Origin of the sequence: Polaribacter butkevichii, from assembly GCF_038024105.1 — a bacterium.
In the GTDB taxonomy this organism is placed as follows: domain Bacteria; phylum Bacteroidota; class Bacteroidia; order Flavobacteriales; family Flavobacteriaceae; genus Polaribacter; species Polaribacter butkevichii.
Window position 1 is genome coordinate 19,183 of record NZ_CP150661.1, and the last position, 23,018, is coordinate 42,200.

Annotated in this window: 19 protein-coding genes; 14 read left to right on the top strand and 5 right to left on the bottom strand. The window is 29.7% G+C overall.

Annotated elements, in window-relative coordinates; all coding sequences use genetic code 11:
- Window positions 1-24: 24 nt before the first annotated feature.
- On the bottom strand, window positions 25-1,638 hold the full coding sequence (locus WG951_RS00095; protein WP_105048186.1) for a CTP synthase: 1,614 nt from the start codon (window positions 1,636-1,638) through the stop codon (window positions 25-27).
- 138 nt (window positions 1,639-1,776) lie between these two features.
- Here WG951_RS00095 and WG951_RS00100 point away from each other — a divergent pair, with 138 nt between their 5' ends.
- The 12 genes from WG951_RS00100 (at window position 1,777) to WG951_RS00155 (ending at window position 16,288) form a co-directional block, all read left to right on the top strand.
- Window positions 1,777-2,439, top strand: coding sequence for a hypothetical protein (locus WG951_RS00100; protein WP_146105253.1), 663 nt, complete (start codon window positions 1,777-1,779; stop codon window positions 2,437-2,439).
- Window positions 2,440-2,563: 124 nt separating this feature from the next.
- Window positions 2,564-2,725, top strand: coding sequence for a 50S ribosomal protein L34 (gene rpmH / locus WG951_RS00105; protein ID WP_036820926.1), 162 nt, complete (start codon window positions 2,564-2,566; stop codon window positions 2,723-2,725).
- Between the two features lie 107 nt (window positions 2,726-2,832).
- Window positions 2,833-5,688, top strand: a complete 2,856-nt coding sequence (gene carB / locus WG951_RS00110) for a carbamoyl-phosphate synthase large subunit (RefSeq protein WP_105048188.1) — start codon at window positions 2,833-2,835, stop codon at window positions 5,686-5,688.
- 230 nt (window positions 5,689-5,918) lie between these two features.
- Complete coding sequence (locus tag WG951_RS00115) at window positions 5,919-6,503, top strand: TetR/AcrR family transcriptional regulator (protein ID WP_105048189.1); 585 nt, start codon at window positions 5,919-5,921, stop codon at window positions 6,501-6,503.
- 27 nt (window positions 6,504-6,530) lie between these two features.
- Complete coding sequence (locus WG951_RS00120) at window positions 6,531-7,886, top strand: TolC family protein (protein ID WP_170062866.1); 1,356 nt, start codon at window positions 6,531-6,533, stop codon at window positions 7,884-7,886.
- 7 nt (window positions 7,887-7,893) lie between these two features.
- On the top strand, window positions 7,894-8,886 hold the full coding sequence (locus WG951_RS00125; RefSeq protein ID WP_105048191.1) for an HlyD family secretion protein: 993 nt from the start codon (window positions 7,894-7,896) through the stop codon (window positions 8,884-8,886).
- Window positions 8,879-10,057: an ABC transporter permease gene (locus tag WG951_RS00130; protein WP_105048192.1), complete on the top strand. Its 1,179-nt coding sequence runs from the start codon at window positions 8,879-8,881 to the stop codon at window positions 10,055-10,057. The genes WG951_RS00125 and WG951_RS00130 overlap by 8 nt, the downstream gene beginning before the upstream one ends.
- Window positions 10,058-10,059: 2 nt before the next feature.
- Window positions 10,060-11,271 carry an ABC transporter permease gene (locus WG951_RS00135; RefSeq protein WP_105048193.1) on the top strand — a complete coding sequence of 404 codons (1,212 nt, stop codon included), beginning with the start codon at window positions 10,060-10,062 and terminating at the stop codon, window positions 11,269-11,271.
- A gap of 209 nt (window positions 11,272-11,480) precedes the next feature.
- A complete protein-coding gene (locus tag WG951_RS00140; RefSeq protein WP_105048194.1) occupies window positions 11,481-12,404 on the top strand; it encodes a DUF368 domain-containing protein in 924 nt (307 codons plus the stop codon).
- Complete coding sequence (locus WG951_RS00145) at window positions 12,405-13,412, top strand: DUF368 domain-containing protein (protein WP_105048195.1); 1,008 nt, start codon at window positions 12,405-12,407, stop codon at window positions 13,410-13,412.
- Window positions 13,393-14,151 (top strand): shikimate dehydrogenase family protein, encoded by a 759-nt coding sequence (locus WG951_RS00150; protein WP_105048196.1) that lies wholly within the window; start codon window positions 13,393-13,395, stop codon window positions 14,149-14,151. The genes WG951_RS00145 and WG951_RS00150 overlap by 20 nt, the downstream gene beginning before the upstream one ends.
- 247 nt (window positions 14,152-14,398) lie before the next feature.
- Window positions 14,399-16,288: a DUF349 domain-containing protein gene (locus WG951_RS00155; RefSeq protein WP_105048197.1), complete on the top strand. Its 1,890-nt coding sequence runs from the start codon at window positions 14,399-14,401 to the stop codon at window positions 16,286-16,288.
- 215 nt (window positions 16,289-16,503) lie between these two features.
- Here WG951_RS00155 and WG951_RS00160 read toward each other — a convergent pair whose 3' ends face one another.
- Together WG951_RS00160 and WG951_RS00165 are read right to left on the bottom strand one after the other, a co-directional pair.
- Entirely contained in the window at window positions 16,504-17,277 is a 774-nt protein-coding gene (locus WG951_RS00160) for a zinc ribbon domain-containing protein (RefSeq protein ID WP_105048198.1), read from the bottom strand.
- A gap of 2 nt (window positions 17,278-17,279) precedes the next feature.
- Window positions 17,280-18,374, bottom strand: coding sequence for a Nif3-like dinuclear metal center hexameric protein (locus tag WG951_RS00165; protein ID WP_105048199.1), 1,095 nt, complete (start codon window positions 18,372-18,374; stop codon window positions 17,280-17,282).
- Window positions 18,375-18,575: 201 nt separating this feature from the next.
- Here WG951_RS00165 and lpxK point away from each other — a divergent pair, with 201 nt between their 5' ends.
- Window positions 18,576-19,589 carry a tetraacyldisaccharide 4'-kinase gene (gene lpxK / locus WG951_RS00170; protein WP_105048200.1) on the top strand — a complete coding sequence of 338 codons (1,014 nt, stop codon included), beginning with the start codon at window positions 18,576-18,578 and terminating at the stop codon, window positions 19,587-19,589.
- Between the two features lie 127 nt (window positions 19,590-19,716).
- On the opposite strand, the gene WG951_RS00175 is transcribed toward lpxK, so the two are convergent.
- On the bottom strand, window positions 19,717-20,433 hold the full coding sequence (locus WG951_RS00175; protein WP_105048201.1) for a YebC/PmpR family DNA-binding transcriptional regulator: 717 nt from the start codon (window positions 20,431-20,433) through the stop codon (window positions 19,717-19,719).
- Window positions 20,434-20,594: 161 nt separating this feature from the next.
- On the opposite strand from WG951_RS00175, the gene WG951_RS00180 reads away from it, so the two are divergent.
- On the top strand, window positions 20,595-21,776 hold the full coding sequence (locus tag WG951_RS00180; protein ID WP_105048202.1) for a T9SS type A sorting domain-containing protein: 1,182 nt from the start codon (window positions 20,595-20,597) through the stop codon (window positions 21,774-21,776).
- 56 nt (window positions 21,777-21,832) lie between these two features.
- Here WG951_RS00180 and WG951_RS00185 read toward each other — a convergent pair whose 3' ends face one another.
- On the bottom strand, window positions 21,833-23,017 hold the full coding sequence (locus WG951_RS00185) for an acetate/propionate family kinase (protein ID WP_105048203.1): 1,185 nt from the start codon (window positions 23,015-23,017) through the stop codon (window positions 21,833-21,835).
- Window position 23,018: the final 1 nt, after the last annotated feature.

Genomic DNA, 23,018 nt, shown 5'->3' on the forward strand with positions numbered 1-23,018 from the left:
TCTACAGCACTCAGTGAAATAAAACTATTTTTGAGACTGTTTTAAAGCAGCTTTAATAAAATCTACAAATAAAGGATGCGGTTTTAAAACCGTACTTTTATATTCTGGATGATATTGTACACCAACAAACCAAGGATGTGTAGGTATTTCTACAACTTCTACCAATCCTGTTTTTGGGTTAACACCTGTAGCTTTCATACCTGCAGCTTCAATGCGCTCTAAATATGCATTGTTAAACTCGTAACGGTGTCTGTGTCGTTCACTAATCAACGCAGATTTATAAGCATTAAATATTTTAGAATCTTTTTTCAATTCACAATCCCAAGCACCTAAACGCATGGTACCACCTTTTTCTGTAACTCCTTTTTGACTTTCCATTAAATTAATAACAGGTTCTTTAGAGTTTTTGTTCATTTCTGTAGAGCTTGCGTTTTCTATACCTAAAACGTTTCTAGAAAACTCAATAACTGCCATTTGCATTCCTAAACAAATTCCGAAGAAAGGAATATTGTTTTCTCTGGCATATCTTACAGCTCTAATTTTACCTTCAATACCTCTATCTCCAAAACCAGGAGCCACTAAAATACCATTTACACCTGCTAATTTCTTTTCAGCATTTTTAGGTGTTAAACTTTCTGAATGTACCCAACGTACTTTTACTTTCGTTTCGTGCGTAGAACCTGCATGAATAAAAGCTTCTGTAATAGATTTATAAGAATCTTGCAATTCTATATACTTACCAATTAAGGCAATTTCTACTTCGTGTTTAGGGTTTTTATGTTTTTGTAAAAAGTTGTTCCAAACTTTTAATTCTGGTTCTCCTTTAGATGATAGTTTTAATTTATTTAAAACAACGGTATCTAAACCTTGTTCTAACATTAAATTAGGCACATCATAAATAGTTTCTGCATCAATAGATTGTATAACGTCTTCTTTTTTAACGTTACAAAATAATGCCAACTTACGTTTAATATCGTCAGAAATTTCGTGTTCTGTTCTACACACTAAAATATCTGGGCTAACACCACTTTGCATTAACATTTTTACAGAGTGTTGTGTAGGTTTTGTTTTTAACTCACCTGCAGCAGCTAAATAAGGCACTAATGTTAAATGTATAACAATGGCGTTTTCCTCTCCTTTTTCCCATAATAGTTGTCTAACAGACTCTACGTAAGGTAAAGATTCAATATCACCAACAGTTCCACCGATTTCTGTAATTACAATATCGTAATCTCCGGTTTCACCTAAAATTTGAATTCTGCGTTTAATTTCATCAGTAATATGAGGAATTACTTGTACCGTTTTTCCTAAAAACTCTCCTTTACGCTCTTTGTTTATTACAGATTGGTATATTCTACCAGTTGTAACATTATTGGCTTGAGAAGTTGGTATGTTTAAATAACGTTCGTAGTGCCCAAGATCCAAATCTGTTTCTGCACCATCATCTGTAACATAACATTCGCCATGTTCATAAGGGTTTAGTGTTCCTGGATCTATATTAATGTATGGATCTAATTTTTGTATGGTTACAGAAAAGCCTCTTTCTTGTAATAGTTTTGCTAAAGAAGCAGCTATTATTCCTTTTCCAAGTGATGAAGTTACGCCTCCTGTGACAAAAACGTATTTAGTGTTACTCATGGTATTCTTAGGTTTGCGCAAAAATACTAACTCTAAGATTTATGGCAAATAAAAAGAGGTATTTATTTTTATTATTTCTTCTATTTAAAATAGATGTAAATGGAATAGTTTTTGAGAAGTAAAATTTAAAAATTGATTTTGAAAAAAAGTATAGTCATATTATGTACGCTACTATTGTCTAGTTGTGCAATTATTTTTCCTAAAGTATTTCAACGTAAACCCGCAAATTTTAGTTTAGAAAATTTATGGTTTAATACACAATTAGACTATCATAAAAATGCTAGGTATTTATTAAATACAACTCAATTAAGTTATAATGCCTTTAGAAGTGATGCTTATAATGAGCAACTATTAAATTTTATATCAAAGAAATTAGGCAATAATACGCTTACAAGAGAAACTTATAAAACTGCGGATGGTAAAATAATTATTCCTTTTAAAATAGAATATGATCTTACAAAAGAAAATATTGAGCTTTTACAAAAAACAACAGATTTAGATTATGTAATCTTATCTAAAATATTAACTCCCGATTTAATTAATAAATCAAAAGATCCACAATATGATTCTTTAAAATATAGATCAGGTGTTTTAGCAGGTTCTGTGGTGTTTTTTAAAATTTTTGACATTAAAAATAACAATGTTTTAATAGAGATGAGTTGTAAAAGTTCTGTTTATGACGATGAACAATTTAATTTTGATACAAATAGTTATGAAAAAGACACTAGAATATCAACCTATAAAAGTGAAGATCAGTTGATAAAAAAGAGTTTTAAAAGAATTTTTAGTAGAATTGAATAATTTTTTATTTTTTTTTGAAATAGTATTTGCCACAAATAAAAACAATTGTATATTTGCAAACGCTTTAAATGAGGAGAATTTTTAGTAGTAAAATAATAATAGAAGATATTTAAAAATACAGATAATGCCAAAAAGAACTTACCAACCGTCAAAGAGAAAGAGAAGAAATAAACATGGTTTCATGGAGAGAATGGCTTCTGCTAATGGTAGAAAGGTGTTGGCTCGTAGAAGAGCAAAAGGAAGAAAGAAAATTTCTGTTTCTACTGAAACTAGACATAAAAAATAAATGATTAACAATTGTTAATATATAAGGTGTTACTTTTTTAAGTAACGCCTTTTTTTATACCCAAGCACTAACTATTTTTGTAAAACTAAATAACACAACAACTTACAATGCCAAAAAGAAAAGACCTCAAATCAGTATTAATTATTGGATCTGGACCAATTGTTATTGGACAAGCGTGTGAATTTGATTATTCTGGTTCACAATCTTTACGTTCTTTAAGGGAAGATGGAATTGAAACTATTTTAATCAATTCGAATCCAGCAACAATTATGACAGACCCTTCTATGGCTGATCATATCTATTTATTACCCTTAACTACAAAATCAATCATTCAAATTTTAAAAGAGCATCCTCAAATTGATGCTGTTTTACCAACAATGGGTGGTCAAACTGCATTAAACTTATGTATTGAAGCAGATGACAAAGGAATTTGGGAAGATTTTAATGTAAAATTAATTGGTGTAGACATTGATGCCATTAATATTACTGAAGATAGAGAGCAATTTAGAGAGTTAATGCTAAAGATTGATGTGCCAATGGCGCCGCAAGCAACAGCTACTTCATTTTTAAAAGGAAAAGAAATTGCACAAGAGTTTGGCTTTCCTTTAGTTATTCGTTCTTCATATACTTTGGGTGGGGCAGGAGCTTCTATTGTTTACAAAGCAGAAGATTTTGACCAACTATTAAGTTTTGGTTTAGAAGCATCACCAATACACGAGGTGATGATTGATAAAGCAATGATGGGATGGAAAGAATACGAATTAGAATTATTGCGTGATAAAAACGATAATGTTGTAATTATCTGTTCTATCGAAAATATGGATCCTATGGGAATTCATACAGGAGATTCTATTACCGTTGCCCCAGCAATGACATTGTCTGACAAAACGTATCAAAGAATGCGTGATATGGCAATAAAAATGATGCGTTCTATTGGAGATTTTGAAGGTGGATGTAACGTACAATTTGCGGTTTCACCAGACGAAAAAGAAGATATTATTGCTATCGAGATTAACCCACGTGTTTCGCGTTCATCCGCTTTAGCGTCTAAAGCAACGGGTTACCCTATTGCAAAAGTAGCAACAAAATTAGCTATTGGTTATTCTTTAGATGAATTAGAAAACGGAATTACAAAATCTACTTCTGCTTTATTTGAGCCAACTTTAGATTATGTAATTGTAAAAATACCTCGTTGGAATTTTGATAAATTTGAAGGTTCAGACAGAACTTTAGGTTTACAAATGAAAGCGGTTGGAGAAGTAATGGGAATTGGACGTTCTTTTCAAGAAGCATTACACAAAGCAACGCAATCTTTAGAGATTAAAAGAAATGGGTTAGGTGCAGATGGTAAAGGTTACACAGATTATAACCAAATTATAGATAAATTAACCAATGCAAGTTGGGATCGTGTTTTTGCTATTTATGATGCAATTGCCATGGGAATTCCTTTAACTCAGATTTATGATATCACAAAAATAGACATGTGGTATTTAAAACAATATGAAGAGTTATTTCAACTTCAAAAAGAAATTTCTACCTATACAATAGAAACGCTTAGTAGAGATTTATTATTAGAGGCAAAGCAAAAAGGATACGGAGACAGACAAATAGCACACATGTTGGGTTGTTTAGAAAGTCAAGTTTACACAAAAAGAGAAGAGTTAAAAGTACAACGTGTTTTTAAATTAGTTGATACTTGTGCTGCAGAATTTAAAGCAAAAACGCCTTATTACTACTCAACTTTCGAAAACGAAATTGAAACAGCAGACGGAGAAATTATTATTGCAAACGAAAGTATTGTAACTGATAAAAAGAAAATTATTGTTTTAGGTTCTGGACCAAATAGAATTGGACAAGGAATTGAGTTTGATTACTGTTGTGTACATGGTGTTTTAGCAGCTGCAGAATGTGGTTACGAAACAATTATGATTAACTGTAACCCAGAAACGGTTTCTACAGATTTTGATACCGCAGATAAATTATACTTTGAGCCTGTTTTTTGGGAACATATTTATGACATTATTCGTCATGAAAAACCAGAAGGAGTTATCGTACAATTAGGTGGGCAAACCGCATTAAAGTTAGCCGAAAAGTTAACTAAATACGGAATAAAAATTATTGGTACTTCTTTTGAAGCTTTAGATTTAGCAGAAGATAGAGGTAGTTTTTCTGATTTATTAAAGAGAAATAACATTCCTTACCCAGAATTTGGAATTGCAGAAACTGCAGATGAAGCCTTGGCTTTGGCAGATGAATTAGATTTTCCAATTTTAGTAAGACCTTCTTATGTTTTAGGAGGACAAGGAATGAAAATTGTTATCAATAAAGATGATTTGGTAAAACATGTAGTAGATTTATTAGGTAGAATGCCTGGTAATAAATTATTGTTAGATCATTATTTAGACGGAGCAATAGAAGCAGAAGCTGATGCAATTTGTGATGCAGATGGTAATGTGTATATTATTGGTATTATGGAGCATATAGAACCATGTGGAATTCACTCTGGAGATTCTAATGCAACTTTACCAGCCTTTAATTTAGGAGAATTTGTTTTACAACAAATTAAAGATCATACTCGTACAATTGCTACAGAATTAAAAACGGTAGGTTTAATAAATGTTCAGTTTGCGGTAAAAGATGATATTGTATATATTATTGAAGCAAACCCAAGAGCATCTAGAACGGTACCTTTTATTGCAAAAGCATACAAAGAACCGTATGTAAATTATGCAACTAAAGTAATGTTAGGTCACAATAAAGTAACAGACTTTAATTTTAACCCTCAATTAGAAGGTTTTGCAATTAAACAACCTGTATTTTCTTTTAACAAGTTTCCTAATGTAGATAAGAAACTAGGACCAGAAATGAAATCGACTGGAGAGAGTATCTTATTTATTGATAGCTTAAAAGACGATCAATTTTACGATTTATATTCTAGACGTAAAATGTATTTGAATAAGTAAATTCAACACTTAGATATTTAAGGCACTCATTTATACTGATTTATTTTAGTAAAATGAGTGCTTTTTTTTTGTGCTTATATTTTATTTTTCATCAATTTTCGGTTTGTATTTGTTTCTGTTTTAAGATTAATGTCTGTATGACTCGTTATAGTTAAAATAAAAAATAATAGATAAATAATAAATGAATGAACATTTATTCATAAATTTGTATACTCAAAAAAAGGGATACTATGGCACGTAAAATTGATGAAGATAAAATAGCGAGAATTAAAGATGCTATTATGCATACCATCGTAGAAAATGGAATTGAAGCAACTACTATTGCCATGATTGCTAAAAAAGCAAACGTAAGTGGTGGCTATTTATATAGAACTTATGCTGGTAAACAAGATTTAATTAATGAATTGTATCATGATAAAGTAAATTCTTTATATAAAGAATTAGAATTTTTATTAGACTTAAATCCCAATAGTATTAAACCGTTATTAGAAGAGTTTATTAGAAATAGAGTTACTTTCTTTTTGAATGAGCCAAATGCATCGAAGTTTTTTTACCAATTACTGCATAATGAAAACTTTTTTGCATCAGAAGTTATTAAGGAAAAAAGTGCTGAGTTAATGAAGAGTATTAAAAAAATTGGTGTCAAATCTGGGGAGATTTCAAAAGATACAACGGTTTACCAATTGCATTATCACATTTTAGTATATGCGGTAGATTACATCAATTTTACTCGAAAAAATATTTTTGGAGAACAAGATGTAACAATACATGATGTAGAGAAATTAACGGATAATATTATGAAAATTTTAAAATAAATGAATATCAATTTAAAATTTAAACCAATGAAATTGAAGAGAATGGGAGTGTTATTCTCCTGTGTTTTGTGTTTTCTATCAGCGTTTACAAATGCACAAGATATTACATTAAGGCAAGCATATGATTTAATGTTGTCTAAAAATGGAGATGTAAAAGCATCTAGCTTTGAAGTAAAAGCGATGGAAGAAGAGCATAAAGCTACAAAAGGATTGCGTTTACCAACGCTGGGTGTTTCTGGTACTTATATGCATTTAGATAAAGATATTTCGGCAGATTTAAATGAGCAAAGAAATATGGTAGGTGGTTTATTAGGTATTACAGATCCAGCTGCAGTTTTAGGTAGTTGGGATTTTACGTTGCAAGAAAAAAACTTGGGTTTTGCAACTGCAGATATATCGATGCCTATTTATGCCGGAGGAAAAATAAATGCCGCCAATAAAGCATCAGAAATAAAATTAGCATTATCGGAAACAAAGCATAAAATAAAGGAAGATCAATTAACGGTACAGTTAATAAATTACTTTTTTAAGTTAAAATTAGCTAAAGAAGCTTTGCAGTTAAGGCAAGAAGTTTACAATGTTATTTTGTTACATAATAACCAAGCAATGAAGTTTTTCGAAAATGGTATCATTCCAGAAGTAGAAACATTAAATGCAAAAGTAGCGCTGTCTAATGCAAATAGGGAATTGTTAGGTGCTAAAAAAGATGTTGATTTAGCTACCACAGCTGTTCAAAACTTAATAGGAGTAAATTCCATTTCTGAGTTTAGTAGTGATTTTAAAGAACCAACCATTGTAAAACCTTTGCAAGAATTTACTAGTGATATGCTGACTGCAAATGAACAGTTAAAAATCATTAAAAAAAATTATGAGTTAGCAAAAGTAGGTGTTAAAGTAGAAAACAGTGATTATTTTCCGAAGGTTGGTGTTTCTGGAAAATACATTCTTTGGAAAGATAATTTACCTTTAGTAGATACAAAGTGGTTTGTTGGTGTTGGTGTAGAGTGGGAATTGTTTAATGGTTTTCAAAGAGAACATAAAGTAAAAGCATCTAAATATAAAATTTCTCAAGTAGAAGAAATAGATAGGCAAGCAAGATTAAATTTAACAACGTATACAGAAAAATTGTACAATACCATGCAAAAGGAATTGGAGCAGTATGAAAGTTTAAAAACCGATGAAGCATTGGCAAACCGATTAAAGTTTATGAGAACTCGTGCTTTTGAAGAAGGAACGGGAACTTCTTTAGAAGTTGTGGATGCAACTTTAAAATTATCAGAAATTAAATTACATAAAATAAAAGCCTTATACGAGTACAATGTAGCTTACGGAGAGTTAATGGTACTTACAGGTAAAACAGCTTCTTTCTTAAATCAAAATTAATATTAAAATGAGAAATCCAAAATTTATAAAGTCATTAATAGGTGTTGTAATTATTTCAATTATCGTACTTATAGGTGTGTGGTTCTTAACAAAACCTAAATCTGTTATTTTACAAGGTAGAATAGAAGCTAAAGAAATTTATTTATCGTCTAAAATACCTACACGAATTAATTCTTTTGAAGTTAAAGAAGGACAAAGTGTTAAAAAAGGACAATTATTAGCAACGCTTTTAAGTCCAGAAATTATGGCAAAAGAGCAACAAGCTTTGGCGTTAAGAGATGCTGCAAATGCTCAAAAAAATAAAGCACAAAATGGCGCAAGATCAGAAGAAATTAGAGCAGCCAAAAGTGTTTATGAAAAAGCGACTGCAGCTGCCAATGTAATGAATAAAACATACACTCGTATGGCAAACTTATTTAAAGACGGCGTAATTTCTGAACAAAAACGAGATGAAATATTTGCAAAAAAAGAAGTTGCCTTAAAGGACCAAGAAGCGGCATTAAGTATGTATCAGATGGCAATGAAAGGCGCTAGAAATGAAGATATAGATGCTGCAACAGCTATGGTAAAACAAGCAGATGGCGCTTTAACAGAATTAGAAGGTTATAAAAATGAACGTAATATTATTGCACCAATAGATGCCGAAGTTCTTAACTTTTTACCAGAAGAAGGAGAGTTAATTGGTGCGGGTTATCCGGTGGTTCATTTGGTAGATTTAACAAATAGTTACGCCATATTAAACATTAAAGAAACTAGCCTTTTCAACTTTAAAAAAGAAAGTGTTTTTGAAGCAACGATTCCTGCTTTAAAGAATAAAAAAGTACAATTTAAAATTTACTATGTAGCTGCTTTAGGAGATTATGCTACTTGGAGTGCAACCAAGGCTTCTGGAGATTTTGATATTAGAACTTTTGAAATTAAAGCGATGCCAGTTACAAAAGAAGTAGATTTAAGACCTGGAATGAGTATTTTAATTGATTATTCTCAATTTAATGAGTAAAATGAAACCCTCTTTACGGATTGCAAAAAGAGAGATTGCTCTGTTGTTTAACAGTAAGTCGTCTTTTGTTCTTGCAATAATACTGCCTTTTGTGTCCATTTTGTTTTTCAATACGCTTTTAAGTGAAGGTGTTGCGAGAGATTTACCCGTTGCTGTGGTAGATTTAGATCATACGGCAACCTCTAGAAATGTCATTGCTCAGTTAGATGCTGCGCCAGAGATTAAAATTGGTTTTTTCCCTTTAGATCAGCAAAAAGGAGAAGCATTAATTCGTTTAGGAAAAGCGTATGGTGTCATTACAATTCCTAAGAACTTTGAAGCAGATTTAAAAAGTGGAAAACAAGTACATATCATCAATCAATACAATAGTAATTTATTATTGGCAGGAGGATTAGAGTATAAAGCATTTAGAAAAGTAATTGGTACAATTTCGGCAGGTATAAATATCGAAAAACAACGTAAAAAAGGAGTTTCCATGCAACAAGCATTGGTTAATTATCAGCCTATTTTGGCCAATAATCATGTGTTGTCAAATCCATTTACAAACTATTCGTATTATTTGAATACAGGTTTTTTAACCATGTTTTTTCAGTTATTTGTCATGCTAACTACAATTTATTGCTTTGGAGCAGATTTAAAATATAGTAAAGGAAATAAGTTATTGAATATTACAAATGGACGTTTATCAGCAATTATTTTAGGAAAAGTTTTACCTTATACTGTATGGTTTTTGTTGGTAGGTATTATTACGTTATTAAGTATGTACGTATGGCAAGATTTTCCGTTTTTGGGAAGTAAAATAACAGTTTTGGTTGGTTTACTTTTATTGATTTTAGCAAATCAATCATTCGCTTTATTCTTTATTGCTATCAGTGGTAGTTTTAGGGAAGCATTAACAATTGGTTCTGGATTTGGAGCTGTAAGTCTTTCTTTTTCAGGAATTACATTCCCTATTTTTGGAATGCCAGAAGTATTGCAATGGTTAAGTCAGGTTTTTCCATTTACGCATTTCTTTGAATTATTATTAGATCAATCACAACGAGGATTTCCTGTATTTTATTCTTTAAAATCGATTATTATTTTAGTTGTTTTATGTATTGTACCAATTGCAATAAGTTGGCTTAAATTAAAAAGATTGTTTTTAAAAGGAAGCTTTAATCACCGTATTTAAAAATGAAAAATTTATATAAATTTATCTACAAAGGAATCATCTCATTTAAGCATACGTTTGGTACCGAATGGAATTCAATTAAATCGGACAAAGCAGTGGCAAGCACTTTTTTATCTGTAACACTTATTATTTTGGTAGTGTACACGTATATATATTCAAACCAAATAATTAAAGAAGTTCCGGTAGCAATTGTAAACCAAGATGGTACTAGAATGAGTAGAGATTATATTGCCATGTTAGCTGCTACAGAAGGTACAAAAACAATCACCACATTTACAGATTTAGAAGCTGCTAAAGTAGCCTATTATTCAAGAAATGTACAGGGAATTGTTATTGTACCAAAGAATTTTGAAAAGAATATTAGAAGCGGTAGACAAACAACAATTACAACTTTTTCTGATGCTGCTAACATGTTATTTTATAAACGTGTTTTAGGAGATGTTACTGAAGTAAACGGTTATTTTAGCGCAGGAATTTCAATTAAAAAAGAAATGGCAAAAGGTGTTTCTTTTGATGAAGCTCAGAAAAATTATACACCTATAAAAGCAATATCGACCAGTTTATTTAATACTAATTCTGGGTATGCAACTTATTTGATTCCGATGTTAACCGCCTTAATTATTCAATTAGTTTTATTAATGGGAATTGGTCTTTTAAGTGGTTCTAGACGAGAAGCAAAATCTACACATAAAAAATTTCCAAGAATATTACATAAAGGTGGCGTACTCTCTGTTTTATTAGCAAAAGCGTGTTTATATACTTTAATTTATATTGTTATTATTCCTGTTCAAGTTGGTATTGTATACACGCTGTTTGGCATTCCGGTACGTTCCTCATTGTTATCTATTTACGTATTTATAATTCCGTATATCTTTTCAGTCGTGTTTTTAGGTATATCAATCAGTTCTTTTTTTAAAAGAAGAGAAGATTCAATTGTGTTTTTAGTATTGCTTTCTATTCCTTCATTAATGTTAAGCGGATTGTCTTTTCCTGCTGAAGGGTTTTCGAATTTTTATAAATTTATTTCAGAAATCATTCCGTCTACAGCAGGTATGAATGGTTTTGTTAAATTAACACAAATGGAAGCTTCGTTTGTAGATGTCTTAAAAGAATGGAATCATTTATGGTTGTTAACAATCATTTATTTTGTGATTGCTGCTATTTCTTTAAAAGTAAGAGCTAAAAAGGAATTGGCTTTAAATAAAGCATTGTAAAACATAGATTGCTTTTTATTAAAAAGTTTATGAAGAATACGTTTAGAAATTAAATCATTTATCCTTTCTGTAAATTTCACGCATTTTAATCATGAATTTCTATTGCGTAAATTAAATTTCATCAACATAAAGAAGCGGTTAAATTAAGTCTCTTTTCTTAGTTTTTCTCAAAATTCTATTATCTTCGTTTTTTTTAAAAGAGATATAAAATGAGTAGAAATATAAAAGATTATATTGTTATAGGTTTAAAAGGAATGGCAATGGGAGCCGCAGATGTAGTTCCTGGAGTTTCAGGAGGTACCATTGCTTTTATTTCTGGTATATATGAAGAATTATTAGGCTCTATAAGTAACGTAAATATTGGTTTATTTAAAACGTTAAAACAAGATGGTTTTAAAGCAGCTTGGACACAATTAAATGGAAACTTTTTAGCATCCTTATTTTTAGGGATTTTTATAAGTATTATTTCTTTGGCAAAAGCGATAAAGTATTTATTAGAAAATGAGCCTGTTTTACTATGGTCTTTCTTTTTTGGTTTGGTATTGGCAAGTATTATTTACATTGCTAAACAAATTACAAAATGGAACATTCTTGCATTTGTATTCTTAATTATAGGTGCTTTTTTGGCCTATTATATTACCACTTTAAATCCTTTAGTTTCAGAAAATTCATCACCAATTTTTATATTTATAGCGGGTGCAATAGCAATATGTGCTATGATTTTACCTGGAATTTCAGGTTCATTTATATTAGTGTTGTTAGGTGCGTACAAACCTGTTTTAAATGCTTTAAATAATAAAGACATTAAAACGATTTTAATTTTTATGGCAGGTGCCGTTATTGGTTTGTTAACCTTTTCTAGAGTTTTAAAATGGTTGTTTAAACATTATAAAAATTTAACTTTAGCTGCTTTAACCGGTTTTATAATTGGTTCATTAAACAAAATTTGGCCTTGGAAAGAAACCTTAACATGGCGTACAAATTCTCATGGAGTAGAAGTACCATTTAATCAACAAAGTGTAAGTCCTTTTTCTTTTAACGGAGAAGCAGAATTAACCATGGCAATTGTATTGGCTGTTGTTGGTTTTGTTATTATTTTAGCGATGGAAAGATTAGCCGTTCAGAAAAAATAAATGATTGTAGAAAGAACTTTTTTACAAAAATTAAGCCTTTTTTTTAAAGGTTTAGCAATGGGAGCTGCCAATAAGGTTCCTGGTGTTTCTGGCGGAACAGTTTCTTTTGTTTTAGGTTTTTATGAAGAGTTAATTTACTCGTTTAGAAAAATAAATTTAAAAGCGTTTAAATTACTTTTTAATGGCCGTTTTAAAAGTTTTTATCAATATGTAAATGGTCCTTTTTTAATACTAATAATGGGAGGTAGCATTTTTAGTTACTTTAGCATTTCTTTAGTATTAGATTATTTTTTGGTCAATTTTGAACTGTATGTTTGGAGTTGGTTTTTTGGAATGATTTTGGGCTCTATTTACTATATAGGTAAAGATTTTGGTGATTGGAATTTTAAAAATATATTTTCTTTAATTGTTGGTGCCTCTATAGGTATCGGAATTAGTTTTTTAACACCTGCAACCGAAAATGACAACCTTTGGTTTGTATTTATTTGTGGAATTATAGGTGTTTCTGGTATGACGCTTCCCGGACTTTCGGGGTCTTTTATTTTAATTCTATTAGGTAATTATGTGTTGTTATTAGTAGACTCTGTAAACGTTTTATTTAATGTAATTACCAGTCTTTTATCTGGTGATTTTAAAGTGTTGTCTGATCCGATTAAAATAAGATATTTAAAAATTATTAGCGTTTTTACCGCAGGTTCTACTTTTGGTTTGGTTTCTATCAGTCATGTTTTGGGGTATGTTTTAAAACGTTGGCATCAAATAGTAAATGCGGTTATTATTGGTTTTATAACAGGATCTTTAGGAATTGTTTGGCCTTGGAAAAAAGCGATTTATTTACAAGAAAAAGGAAAATTTTTAATAGATAAAAAAGGGAATAAAATCGTTGAAAATTACGAACGTTTTGTTCCTGATTTTTCAATCTCAGAAACCTGGTATGCTATATTTTTTATAATACTAGGGCTTTTGATAATTTTAGTAATAGATTTTTATGGACGAAAGAAAAAATAAAGTTTTTGGGTTATTAGGAAAAGATATTGAATATTCTTTTTCTCGTGGTTATTTTACAGAAAAGTTTGAAAAATTAGGCTTAAAAAAACACAGCTATGTTAATTTTGATCTTCAGAAAATAGAAGAATTTCCTGGTGTTATTGATGAAGGTGGCGAAAAATTAGGTGGTATAAATGTTACTATTCCTTATAAAGAAGCCGTAATGAAATATTTAGATAAGCTAGATAAAACGGCAAAAGAAATTGGGGCAGTAAATACTATAAAATTTACCAAAAGAGGAAATTTAAAAGGGTATAATTCTGATGTTGTTGGTTTTGAAAAATCAATATTTCCGTTGATAACAAAACAACATAAAAGAGCCTTAATATTAGGTACAGGTGGCGCTTCTAAAGCAATTGCTTACGCGCTAAAAAAGAATGATATTAAATTTAAATTTGTTTCTAGAAAACCTAATGGAAAAAAAGAAATTTCGTACCAAGATGTAACGGAAGAAGTTATGGAAAAGTATCAAATCATTATCAATTCTACACCGGTTGGTACATCGCCAAATACGGATAAGTGTCCTGATATTCCGTATCAATATATTACAGAAAAACATTTGTTATATGATTTAATTTACAATCCAGAAGTAACTACTTTTTTATCTAAAGGAAAAGAAAAAGGAGCTATTATAAAAAATGGATATGAAATGTTGCAATTGCAAGCAGAAGAATCTTGGAGAATTTGGAATGATGTTTAATTAGAATGATTTTTTTTAGATTAAAAAAAAAGTTAGCAAGTTTGCTGCGTTAGGGATTGAATTGGAAATCCTTTTTATGAAGAATGAATAAAAAGATTGTAAAGTAAAGCCCGACCGTAAGGGAACGCCCAAAAGTAAATTATCTATATTATTTTAGTGGTTAGATAGTTTGTAGATTTAGTAAGATGTCAGTATCTTTATAGATATATAATAGTTGTATTATATTAAGACCTTAAACATTGTAGATATGTTAGAAAATAATGAAGAAAACGTTGATAAGACGGAAAAGAAAGTAACAGAAGTTGCGAGTGAAATTGTAAAAGTTGAAGTTAAAGAAGTTAAAGAAAAAGTAGATGATACTACTGATGCTGTTGAAGAAATAGAGAAATCTATTGCGGTGGATGCAGAAAAAGACACGGCTAAAGAAGAAGAATCTGCAGTTGTAGATTATACAAAATTATCTTTAGAAGAGTTGGTTGCAGAACTTAAAAAAACAATTTCAAACAATCCTGTTCAAAAAATTAAAAACCAAGTTGATGGAATTAAAACTGCTTTTAACCAAAAATTTGGGGCATTATTAGCAGAAAAGAAAGCAGCCTTTTTAGAAGAAGGAGGTAATTCTATAGACTTTCAATTTTCTAGTCCGTTAAAATCTGATTACAATAGCCTTTTATCAGAATATAAAAAACAACGCGATGCTCATTATAATGATTTAGAAAAACAATTATCTGCCAATTTAAATAAAAGACTTGCCGTTATAGAGCAGTTAAAAGATTTAATTGAAAATGCAGATACAGCAACCATGTATAAAAGTTTTAGAGAGTTGCAAGATACTTGGAGAACTATTGGACCGGTTTCTAAAAACCATTACAATGATACTTGGAAAACGTTTCATCATCATGTAGAGCGTTTTTATGATTTGTTGCATTTAAGTAACGATTTTAGAGATTTAGATTTTAAACATAATTTAGAAGAAAAATTAAAAATCATAGAAAAAGCAAATGCGTTAGCCGAAGAAGCTGATATTAATGTTGCTTTTAAAGAATTACAAGATTTACATAAAATCTGGAAAGAAGATATTGGACCAGTTTCTCAAGAAATGAGAGAAGATATTTGGCAAAAATTTAGTGCTGCTACTAAAAAAATTCATGATAGAAGACATGATCATTTTAGAGAAATGCGTTCTAAATATCAAGAAATTATAGAGAAAAAATTAGTAGTTGTAGAAAAGCTAAATGCGTATGATACGGCTAATAATAAAACGCATAATGATTGGCAAAAAAGTATTAAAGATATCGAAGCTTTAAGGCAAGAGTATTTTAATGCAGGAAAACTTCCGTATTCTAAAAGTGAAGAAGTTTGGCAAAAATTTAAAGCAGCTACAAAGAAATTTAATAGTGCTAAGAATGTTTTTTACAAACAAGAAAAGAATGATCAGCAAGAGAATTTAAAGAAAAAAATGGAGTTGATAGAACTCGCAGAGTCTTTAAAAGAAAGTGATGATTGGGAATCTTCTACAAACACTTTAAAGAAAATACAAGCAGATTGGAAAAAAATTGGTCATGTACCGCGTAAATTTTCTGATGATATTTGGAAACGTTTTAAAGCGGCTTGTAATCATTATTTTGATAGATACCACGATCAGAAAAACTCTTTAAATAAAGAACAGCAAGAGGTTGTAGATGCTAAAAAAGCATTTTTAGAAACTGTAAAAGAATTAACAACGCCAACAAAAGATGAAATCTTCGAAATTATTAATAATTGGAGAAATTTAGGTGTATTGCCAAGAAATGCAAGACATATAGATGGTAAGTTTAATAAATTAATAGACAGAGCACTTAATGGTTTAGACTTAGATAAGAATGAAGTTGCCATGCTAAAGTTTACACATGTTGTAGATGGTCTTGCAGCAGATAATGACGTTAGAAAGTTAGATTCTGAACAAATGTTTGTTAGAAAGAAAATTGATGAAGTTGTTAAAGAAATTCAGCAATTAGAAAACAATTTAGGTTTCTTTTCTAATGCTAAAGATGATAATCCTTTGGTATTAAATGTAAGAAACAGAGTAAATGAATTTAAAGAAGATTTAGCGCTTTGGAAAGAGAAGTTAAGCTACATAAAGAGTTTAGATTACTAGTTCTTTAAACCTTCTATAAAATAGAAAACTCGAAGCTTTTGCTTCGAGTTTTTTTATGAACATCTTTTTATGTCCTTAATTAAATTTTAAGTTTCGCTTAGGTAAGAATGATAATGTATAAAAGAAAGGTTTTTTAAATATACTTTTATCTAAAACAAAAAACTCGAAGCAGTTAAGCTTCGAGTTTTTTTATAAATTTATAAGAAGAAAATTAATTAAGAAAAGAATTTTTCCATTTTTAATTTTTCTTCTTCAGCTAAAGCTGCATCAACTAAAATACGACCACTATGCTCGTCTATAGTTATTTTTTTTCTATTTGCTATTTCTAATTGTACTTGAGGTGGAATTGTAAAGTAAGAACCTCCAGAAGCGCCACGTTCTATAGCAACAACAGCTAAACCATTTTTAACTTTTGTTCTAATTCTAGTATATGCAGTAAATAAATGAGCATCTATACTTTGAGCAAATTCTTCAGATTTTTTTGCTAATAACTCTTCTTCTTTTTCAGTTTCTTTTAAGATCGCATCTAATTCAGCTTTTTTATGGCTTAAATGTTTTTCTTGTTTTGCTAATTTTTCTTTAGTAGCATCAATAACTGTATTTTTCTGAGCAATTTTTGCTTTGTATTCTGTAATTCTTTTTTCAGCTAATTGAATTTCTAAATCTTGGTATTCAATTTCTTTAGATAAAGAATCAAATTCTCTGTTGTTTCTAACTTTCTTTTGCTGCTCATCATACTTTTTCATTAGCTCTTTAGACTCTTCAATTGCTAATTTTTTGTTATTAATGTCAGTTTCTAAGTTTGCTGCATCTTGATTTAAGTTCGCAATACGCGTGTTTAATCCGGCAACTTCATCTTCTAAATCTTCAACTTCTAAAGGTAGTTCTCCTCTAACGTTTCTAATTTCGTCAATTCTAGAGTCGATTAATTGTAAATCGTATAAAGCTCTTAATTTTTCTTCAACCGAAATTTCTTTCTTCTTTGCCATGGTTATATATAATATATAGGATTTGTACTTTTTTCTGATAAAATGACTGCAAAATTACTAAATTTTTTCGTAAGATAGTCTACCAAAAGGTTTTTTGTAAACTGTTCACTCTCATAATGTCCAATATCTGCTAAAAGAATACTGTTTTCAGCTTTAAAAAACTCATGATATTTAAAATCTGCACTAATATACGCATCTGCGCCAGCTCTTTTTGCATTAGAAATGGCAAAACTACCAGATCCACCTAAAACAGCTACTTTCCGTATTTTTTTATTCAATAAAACAGAATGACGTATACAAGCTGTTTTCATTGTTTTCTTTACATATAAAAGAAATGCTTTTTCATCCATTTCTGTTGGTAATTCTCCAATCATTCCCATACCAATATTCTGATGCACATTTTCTGTGGTAAGTATTTCGTAAGCAACTTCTTCATAAGGGTGATGCTCATTTAAAGCTCTTAAAATAGCGGCTTCATATTTACTTTCAAAAACTACAGAGATTTGGGTTTCTTTTTCGGTATGATCTACTCCTTTTTCGCCTAAAGTAGGATTTGAGTTTTCGTTACCTTTATAAGTAGATTCTCCTAAGGCATTAAAAGAACAATTGTTATAGTTGCCCATACTACCTGCGCCTGCAGAAAAAAGAGCGTTTCTTACTGTTACCGCATTTGCATTAGGTACATAGGTAGTTAATTTTTTAATGATCCCTTTTTTAGGAATTAAAATTTTAGTGTTTTCTAAACCTAAAACTTCACACATTTTTGCTGAAACTCCATTTTTAGAATTGTCTAATGCAGTGTGCGTTGCATAGATAGCAATGTCATTTTTTATTGCCTTTAAAACTACACGTTCTACATACGAATTACCGTTTAGTTTTTTTAAACCACCAAAAACAATAGGATGAAAGCTTACAATTAAATTACAATTTTTAGCAATTGCTTCTTCTACCGTTTCCTCTAAAGTATCTAAAGTTACTAAAACTCCAGCAATGGTAGTGTTGTAATTGCCAACTAATAAACCAACATTATCAAAATCTTCAGCATAATTTAAAGGAGCTAATTTTTCTAAGTAATTGGTAATATCTTTTATAATCATAAATTAATATTGTAAAGAGAATCAAAGTTAACATTTTCTGTTCATCAATCCATAAAAATGAACTGCTTTTTAGAGATAAATTCTAGTTATTTTCAAAAAATAATACGAATAATCAAAAATTAAAGTTTTAAAAATAGGTGAATGGAGTAAATTTGTATCTTTTTCTTTTTTAACACATTTAACCTGCCTATTTTCGTATTAATGAAATTTCTACGTTTTTTATTATTTCCATTCGCCATTATTTATAATGTGGTAACGAGTATTCGTAATTTATTTTTTGAAATCGGAATTTTTAAGCAAACTTCATTTAAAATACCAGTAATAGTAGTTGGTAATTTAAGTGTTGGTGGTACAGGAAAAACACCACAAATAGAATACTTAATTCGTTTGCTTAAAGATCATTTTAAGACAGCTGTTTTAAGTAGAGGCTATAAGCGTAAAACGGAAGGTTTTGTATTGTTAAATGATACGCATTCTGCAGAAGATGTAGGTGATGAACCTTTGCAGTATTTTAAAAAATTTAAGAATATTGATGTAGCTGTAGACGCAAATAGAGTTGCAGGAATTTCTAAATTAATAGAAGAGAACTTGCCCGAAGTAATTTTATTAGATGATGCTTATCAGCATAGAAAAGTAAAAGGTAGTTTTTATGTTTTATTGACAAAATTTGATGATCTGTTTACCGAAGATTTTTTATTACCTAGGGGAAACCTAAGAGAAAGTAGGCGAGGAGCAAAAAGAGCAGATATCATTTTAGTTACTAAATGTCCTGTAAATTTGTCTAAAACTGTTAAAAATAAAATTGAAGTAAAGTTAAAAAAATATCATAAAAAGGTTTTTTTTACCGCTATTTCTTATGATGATAAAACTTCTGGTAAGGCTACTGTTTTAATTGATGATTTAAAGAATTATGAAGTTTTATTAATTACAGGAATTGCAAACCCAAACCCATTACTATCTTTTTTACATGATAAAGAAGTAGTTTTTAAACATTTAAAATTTGCAGATCATCATCACTTTACAGATAAAGAAATAGAAACAATTAAAGAAGAATATGTTAATTTAAAGTCTTCTAAGAAACTAATGTTAACCACAGAAAAAGATTTTGTTCGTTTAGAAAGTAGACTAGAAAATATTTCTTTTTTAGGAATACAAACTTCTTTTTTAGAAGAACAAGAAGCGTTTAATGCCATTATAAAAAAACATATAAAATAAAACCAGCGCTGTTAGGGCGCTGGCTTCTTTTCTTGATTTTTGTTAGAAGTATCTGTTAAGACCCCTTCATTATTTTAGACACTATTTTTATCAAAAAGTCACCTTATAATTATCTAACTCTAATCTTTTACATTTCCATTGAATGATATACGTGTTGTACATCATCATCTTCTTCTAATTTTTCTAAAAGCTTTTCAACATCTGCTTGTTGCTCTTCGTTTAATTTAGTGGTAGTTGTCGGAATTCTTTCGAAACCAGAAGATAAAATTTCTACATTGGCTTCTTCAAAGAAAGATTGAATTGCTCCAAATTGCTCAAAAGGGGCGTAAATAATAATTCCTTCTTCATCATCAAAAACCTCTTCAACTTCAAAATCTATTAGTTCTAGCTCTAGTTCTTCCATATCCATTGTAATATCTTCCTTTTTAATAGTAAAGTTACAAGTATGGTCAAACATAAAAACAACCGAACCTGATGTACCTAAATTTCCATCACATTTGTTAAAGCAGGCTCTAACATTGGCTACTGTTCTGTTATTGTTATCTGTTGCAGTTTCTAAAAGAATTGCAATTCCGTGAGGCGCATATCCTTCAAAAAGTACTTCTTTGTAGTTCGCAGTATCTTTATCTGTTGCTTTTTTTATAGCTCGCTCAACATTGTCTTTAGGCATGTTTGCAGCCTTAGCATTCTGTATAACTGCACGTAAACGAGAATTTGTTTCTGGGTTTGGTCCGCCTTCTTTTACTGCCATTACAATATCTTTACCAATTCTGGTAAATGTTTTTGCCATTGCCGACCAGCGTTTCATTTTTCTTGCTTTCCTAAACTCAAATGCTCTACCCATTTCTAATGATTGTTTTAAAATATGTATAAATACAAATGTAGAAATTAGCAAGTTGTTTCACAATTTTTTAACCAAGGATTTTAATAAAATATCCCTATTTATAGGTATAATTTTATAAACTAGTTTTTTTAGTTTTGATACTAAATCTAAAAACCTTTAATATGAAAAAAATTACTTTTTTACTTTTTACATTCATAACTTTCTTAATTTATGGACAAGATAAATTAACATCCAATATAAACGAATCTTTTAATGGTACAGATTGGGTAGCTAGTTATAAAACAAATTACGAATATGATGCAAACAATAACTTAATTAAAGAAACCTATTTTTGGAGGGATGCTGGTAGTTCTGATTGGTTAATTAGTGGTAAACAATCTTACACGTACAACTCACAGAATAAAGTGATAATTGATAGTTATGAAAATTTTGATTTTTTAACAGGAAATAGAAGTAGTGGGTATAAAACAACTTACACCTATAATGGTGATCATAAAATTATAACATCTATAGATCAAGAGCTAATTGATAATAGTTGGGTAAATGAAGATAAAATTACATATACTTATGCTAATAATAAGATTACAGGTGTAGTAGATCAAAGTTGGAACGGCAATGATTGGGTATATTTAATAGATAGTGATGAGCAAGATGCTTCTTCTAAAGTTACTGTAGAATATGGATCTAATGGTTTGGTATTTGAATTTGTTTATGAAAAATGGAATGGAAGTTCTTGGGATAAAGATGGTAAAGATACTATGACCTATAATTCTAATAATAAATTAATACAAAATCTATCGCAGACTTGGAGTGGCACTTCTTATGTGAATGAGTATAAATCAGAAAACACCTATGATGCAAGTGGGAATTTGATTTTAGAAAAAGAATTTGTATTTGAAAATGGAGCTTTTACCAGTGAATATGAAACTAGTTATACTTTTGATACCAACAAATTAATGAGTACTATTATTAACCCTTTTAAAGATATATTAGGGTTTGCCTATTTAACAGGTGAAGATAATAGGTTTATAAATAAAATTATTAGTTCTTCTAATGGAGTAAACGATAGAACAATTTATTATTACAATGGCGCAACTGCAAGTGTAAATGATTTTACTGCTTTACGTTTTGATGCATATCCAAATCCTACAAATAGTATTATTACAATTGATACAGAAAATTTAGATATAGAAAAAGTAGATGTGTATAATGTTTTAGGAAATAAAATATTTTCTTCATCTAAACATAAATTAGATGTAACTTCTTTAACAAACGGAATTTATTTGTTAAAAGTACATACTAAAGAGGGGAGAATTGGTAGTAAAAGATTTATAAAAAATTAAATCCTTTCAATTTTTTAAAAGCATTTTTGAGTAAAACTCAAAAATGCTTTCTTATTTTAATTTAATAATTCACAAGTCTGTTTTGCAATTTCTAGTTCTTCGTTTGTAGGAATTACTAAAACTTTAACTTTAGAATTTAGTGATTGAATTTCTCTTATATCTTTAGAACGAATTTCGTTTTTAGAATTGTTTAATTCGATGCCTAAAAATTCTAAATTACAACAAGATAGATGTCTCATTAAACTAGAATTTTCTCCAATTCCAGCAGTAAAAGCAATAGCATCTAAACCATTTAAAGCAGCAGCATAAGCCCCAATAAATTTCTTAATTCTATAGGCTGCTAATTTTAAAGCATTTTTGCAATCCTCATTTCCATTACCTGCTTTTTCTTCAATCTCTCTTAAATCAGAAAAACCAGTTAAACCTTTCATTCCAGATTCTTTTTGTAATAAATCATTTACTTCATCAGCAGATTTATTAAGTTTCTTCATTAAAAAGAAAATTACAGATTGATCAATATCTCCGGCTCTAGTTCCCATTACCAAACCATTTGTAGGAGAAAATCCCATAGAAGTTTCTATGCATTTACCATTTTTAACAGCAGCCATACTACAACCATTACCTAAGTGAATGGTAATAATTTTAGAAGTATCTTTATTTAACGTTTCGATAGCTTTTTCTGATACGTATTTATGACTTGTACCATGAAAACCATAAGCTCTAATATTATAATCATCTAAATAAGTAGACGGAATTGCATATTGGTATGCTTCTTTAGGCATTGTTTGATGAAATGCGGTATCAAAAATTGCAATTTGTTTAGCCGATGTAAAAATAGTTTCTGCAATTTCTATTCCGGTTAAATTTGCAGGGTTATGCAACGGAGCTAAATCAAATAAATCTCTAATTTTATCTTTTACTTCTTTAGTAACAACCACTGTGTGACTAAATTTACTACCACCATGAACTACTCTATGTCCTATTGCTTTAATTTCATCAACAGAATTGATAACACCAATTTTAGGATCTAATAAGGTTTTAGTGATTTTTTTTAAACCAATTTCATGGTTTAAAATAGGGGTTACTTCAGAGTGTTTTTCATTGTCTTTTTCGTGTGTAAAAATGGCATCTTCCATACCTATTCTTTCCACTAAACCAACACATTGTACTACTTGAGAAGGCATTTCTATCAATTGATATTTTAAAGAAGAAGAGCCTGCGTTTAAAACTAAAATATTCATA